This is a genomic window from Streptococcus mitis, from assembly GCF_026782865.1.
In the GTDB taxonomy this organism is placed as follows: domain Bacteria; phylum Bacillota; class Bacilli; order Lactobacillales; family Streptococcaceae; genus Streptococcus; species Streptococcus mitis_CG.
Window position 1 is genome coordinate 1 of the sequence record NZ_JAKUXK010000019.1, and the last position, 5,266, is coordinate 5,266.

General features: G+C 49.4%; 2 tRNA genes and 3 rRNA genes. All 5 read left to right on the top strand.

Annotated features, from left to right (window positions below):
• Positions 1–64 precede the first annotated feature (64 nt).
• The 5 genes from MK482_RS08895 (at position 65) to rrf (ending at position 5,265) form a co-directional block, all read left to right on the top strand.
• Positions 65–136 (top strand) — tRNA-Glu (locus MK482_RS08895).
• 241 nt (positions 137–377) lie between these two features.
• Positions 378–1,923, top strand: a 16S ribosomal RNA gene (locus MK482_RS08900).
• A 51-nt stretch (positions 1,924–1,974) separates the two neighbouring features.
• A tRNA-Ala gene (locus MK482_RS08905) sits at positions 1,975–2,047 on the top strand.
• A 124-nt stretch (positions 2,048–2,171) separates the two neighbouring features.
• Positions 2,172–5,073 (top strand): 23S ribosomal RNA (locus MK482_RS08910).
• 76 nt (positions 5,074–5,149) lie between these two features.
• A 5S ribosomal RNA gene (rrf, locus tag MK482_RS08915) occupies positions 5,150–5,265 on the top strand.
• Together the 16S, 23S and 5S rRNA genes with 2 tRNA genes alongside form the textbook arrangement of a ribosomal RNA operon.
• The last annotated feature ends 1 nt before the right edge of the window (position 5,266 follow it).

The window sequence follows — 5,266 nt, forward strand, 5'->3', positions numbered from 1 at the left end:
TAAAAAAGGTGTTGACAAAGTTAGAAAAGTGGGTATAATAGTAAGAGTTGAAAATAACAACTCAGGTCCGTTGGTCAAGGGGTTAAGACACCGCCTTTTCACGGCGGTAACACGGGTTCGAATCCCGTACGGACTATGGTATGTTGTGGTTGGAACACTTGATGAAAAAAGTTTAAAAAAGTTTCAAGAAAGTGTTGACAAGCGAAAGCGACTGTGATATACTAATATAGTTGTCACTTGAGAGAAGCGAGTGAGAAAGACCTTTGAAAACTGAACAAGACGAACCAATGTGCAGGGCACTACAACAACTGTTGTAGTACTGAACAATGAAAAAACAATAAATCTGTCAGTGACAGAAATGAGTGAGAACTCAAACTTTTAATGAGAGTTTGATCCTGGCTCAGGACGAACGCTGGCGGCGTGCCTAATACATGCAAGTAGAACGCTGAAGGAGGAGCTTGCTCTTCTGGATGAGTTGCGAACGGGTGAGTAACGCGTAGGTAACCTGCCTGGTAGCGGGGGATAACTATTGGAAACGATAGCTAATACCGCATAAGAGTAGATGTTGCATGACATTTACTTAAAAGGTGCAATTGCATCACTACCAGATGGACCTGCGTTGTATTAGCTAGTTGGTGGGGTAACGGCTCACCAAGGCGACGATACATAGCCGACCTGAGAGGGTGATCGGCCACACTGGGACTGAGACACGGCCCAGACTCCTACGGGAGGCAGCAGTAGGGAATCTTCGGCAATGGACGGAAGTCTGACCGAGCAACGCCGCGTGAGTGAAGAAGGTTTTCGGATCGTAAAGCTCTGTTGTAAGAGAAGAACGAGTGTGAGAGTGGAAAGTTCACACTGTGACGGTATCTTACCAGAAAGGGACGGCTAACTACGTGCCAGCAGCCGCGGTAATACGTAGGTCCCGAGCGTTGTCCGGATTTATTGGGCGTAAAGCGAGCGCAGGCGGTTAGATAAGTCTGAAGTTAAAGGCTGTGGCTTAACCATAGTACGCTTTGGAAACTGTTTAACTTGAGTGCAAGAGGGGAGAGTGGAATTCCATGTGTAGCGGTGAAATGCGTAGATATATGGAGGAACACCGGTGGCGAAAGCGGCTCTCTGGCTTGTAACTGACGCTGAGGCTCGAAAGCGTGGGGAGCAAACAGGATTAGATACCCTGGTAGTCCACGCCGTAAACGATGAGTGCTAGGTGTTAGACCCTTTCCGGGGTTTAGTGCCGTAGCTAACGCATTAAGCACTCCGCCTGGGGAGTACGACCGCAAGGTTGAAACTCAAAGGAATTGACGGGGGCCCGCACAAGCGGTGGAGCATGTGGTTTAATTCGAAGCAACGCGAAGAACCTTACCAGGTCTTGACATCCCTCTGACCGCTCTAGAGATAGAGTTTTCCTTCGGGACAGAGGTGACAGGTGGTGCATGGTTGTCGTCAGCTCGTGTCGTGAGATGTTGGGTTAAGTCCCGCAACGAGCGCAACCCCTATTGTTAGTTGCCATCATTTAGTTGGGCACTCTAGCGAGACTGCCGGTAATAAACCGGAGGAAGGTGGGGATGACGTCAAATCATCATGCCCCTTATGACCTGGGCTACACACGTGCTACAATGGCTGGTACAACGAGTCGCAAGCCGGTGACGGCAAGCTAATCTCTTAAAGCCAGTCTCAGTTCGGATTGTAGGCTGCAACTCGCCTACATGAAGTCGGAATCGCTAGTAATCGCGGATCAGCACGCCGCGGTGAATACGTTCCCGGGCCTTGTACACACCGCCCGTCACACCACGAGAGTTTGTAACACCCGAAGTCGGTGAGGTAACCGTAAGGAGCCAGCCGCCTAAGGTGGGATAGATGATTGGGGTGAAGTCGTAACAAGGTAGCCGTATCGGAAGGTGCGGCTGGATCACCTCCTTTCTAAGGATAAGGAACTGCGCATTGGTCTTGTTTAGTCTTGAGAGGTCTTGTGGGGCCTTAGCTCAGCTGGGAGAGCGCCTGCTTTGCACGCAGGAGGTCAGCGGTTCGATCCCGCTAGGCTCCATTGGTGAGAGATCACCAAGTAATGCACATTGAAAATTGAATATCTATATCAAATAGTAACAAGAAAATAAACCGAAAACGCTGTAGTATTAATAAGAGTTTATGACTGAAAGGTCAAAAAATAAGGTTAAGTTAATAAGGGCGCACGGTGGATGCCTTGGCACTAGGAGCCGAAGAAGGACGTGACAAACGACGATATGCCTTGGGTAGCTGTAAGTGAGCGATGATCCAGGGATTTCCGAATGGGGGAACCCAACAGGTACTACCTGTTACCCGCATCTGTTAAGGATGTGAGGAGGAAGACGCAGTGAACTGAAACATCTAAGTAGCTGCAGGAAGAGAAAGCAAAAGCGATTGCCTTAGTAGCGGCGAGCGAAACGGCAGGAGGGCAAACCGAAGAGTTTACTCTTCGGGGTTGTAGGACTGCAATGTGGACTCAAAGATTATAGAAGAATGATTTGGGAAGATCAGCCAAAGAGAGTAATAGCCTCGTATTTAAAATAGTCTTTGTACCTAGCAGTATCCTGAGTACGGCGGGACACGTGAAATCCCGTCGGAATCTGGGAGGACCATCTCCCAACCCTAAATACTCCCTAGTGACCGATAGTGAACCAGTACCGTGAGGGAAAGGTGAAAAGCACCCCGGGAGGGGAGTGAAATAGAACCTGAAACCGTGTGCCTACAACAAGTTCGAGCCCGTTAATGGGTGAGAGCGTGCCTTTTGTAGAATGAACCGGCGAGTTACGTTATGATGCGAGGTTAAGTTGAAGAGACGGAGCCGTAGGGAAACCGAGTCTGAATAGGGCGCCTTAGTATCATGACGTAGACCCGAAACCATGTGACCTACCCATGAGCAGGTTGAAGGTGCGGTAAGACGCACTGGAGGACCGAACCAGGGCACGTTGAAAAGTGCTTGGATGACTTGTGGGTAGCGGAGAAATTCCAAACGAACTTGGAGATAGCTGGTTCTCTCCGAAATAGCTTTAGGGCTAGCGTCGACATTAGAGATTCTTGGAGGTAGAGCACTGTTTGGGTGAGGGGTCCATCCCGGATTACCAATCTCAGATAAACTCCGAATGCCAATGAATTATGGTCGGCAGTCAGACTGCGAGTGCTAAGATCCGTAGTCGAAAGGGAAACAGCCCAGACCACCAGCTAAGGTCCCAAAATAATTGTTAAGTGGAAAAGGATGTGGGGTTGCACAGACAACTAGGATGTTAGCTTAGAAGCAGCTATTCATTCAAAGAGTGCGTAATAGCTCACTAGTCGAGTGACCCTGCGCCGAAAATGTACCGGGGCTAAAACAATTTACCGAAGCTGTGGATACCTTTATAGGTATGGTAGGAGAGCGTTCTATGTGTGATGAAGGTGTACCGTGAGGAGTGCTGGAACGCATAGAAGTGAGAATGCCGGTATGAGTAGCGAAAGACAGGTGAGAATCCTGTCCACCGTAAGACTAAGGTTTCCAGGGGAAGGCTCGTCCGCCCTGGGTTAGTCGGGACCTAAGGAGAGACCGAAAGGTGTATCCGATGGACAACAGGTTGATATTCCTGTACTAGAGTATGTAGTGATGGAGGGACGCAGTAGGCTAACTAAAGCAGACGATTGGAAGTGTCTGTCTAAGCAGTGAGGTGTGATATGAGTCAAATGCTTATATCTATAACATTGAGCTGTGATGGGGAGCGAAGTTTAGTAGCGAAGTTAGTGACGTCACACTGCCAAGAAAAGCTTCTAGCGTTTAAACATACTCTACCCGTACCGCAAACCGACACAGGTAGTCGAGGCGAGTAGCCTCAGGTGAGCGAGAGAACTCTCGTTAAGGAACTCGGCAAAATGACCCCGTAACTTCGGGAGAAGGGGTGCTGACTTTAAGTCAGCCGCAGTGAATAGGCCCAAGCAACTGTTTATCAAAAACACAGCTCTCTGCTAAATCGTAAGATGATGTATAGGGGGTGACGCCTGCCCGGTGCTGGAAGGTTAAGAGGAGTGCTTAGCGTAAGCGAAGGTATGAATTGAAGCCCCAGTAAACGGCGGCCGTAACTATAACGGTCCTAAGGTAGCGAAATTCCTTGTCGGGTAAGTTCCGACCCGCACGAAAGGCGTAATGATTTGGGCACTGTCTCAACGAGAGACTCGGTGAAATTTTAGTACCTGTGAAGATGCAGGTTACCCGCGACAGGACGGAAAGACCCCATGGAGCTTTACTGCAGTTTGATATTGAGTGTCTGTACCACATGTACAGGATAGGTAGGAGTCTATGAGATCGGGACGCCAGTTTCGAAGGAGACGTTGTTGGGATACTACCCTTGTGTTATGGCCACTCTAACCCGGATAGGTGATCCCTATCGGAGACAGTGTCTGACGGGCAGTTTGACTGGGGCGGTCGCCTCCTAAAAGGTAACGGAGGCGCCCAAAGGTTCCCTCAGAATGGTTGGAAATCATTCGCAGAGTGTAAAGGTATAAGGGAGCTTGACTGCGAGAGCTACAACTCGAGCAGGGACGAAAGTCGGGCTTAGTGATCCGGTGGTTCCGTATGGAAGGGCCATCGCTCAACGGATAAAAGCTACCCTGGGGATAACAGGCTTATCTCCCCCAAGAGTTCACATCGACGGGGAGGTTTGGCACCTCGATGTCGGCTCGTCGCATCCTGGGGCTGTAGTCGGTCCCAAGGGTTGGGCTGTTCGCCCATTAAAGCGGCACGCGAGCTGGGTTCAGAACGTCGTGAGACAGTTCGGTCCCTATCCGTCGCGGGCGTAGGAAATTTGAGAGGATCTGCTCCTAGTACGAGAGGACCAGAGTGGACTTACCGCTGGTGTACCAGTTGTCTTGCCAAAGGCATCGCTGGGTAGCTATGTAGGGAAGGGATAAACGCTGAAAGCATCTAAGTGTGAAACCCACCTCAAGATGAGATTTCCCATGATTTTATATCAGTAAGAGCCCTGAGAGATGATCAGGTAGATAGGTTAGAAGTGGAAGTGTGGCGACACATGTAGCGGACTAATACTAATAGCTCGAGGACTTATCCAAAGTAACTGAGAATATGAAAGCGAACGGTTTTCTTGATTTGAATAGATATTCAATTTTGAGTAGGTATTACTCAGAGTTAAGTGACGATAGCCTAGGAGATACACCTGTACCCATGCCGAACACAGAAGTTAAGCCCTAGAACGCCGGAAGTAGTTGGGGGTTGCCCCCTGTGAGATATGGAAGTCGCTTAGCT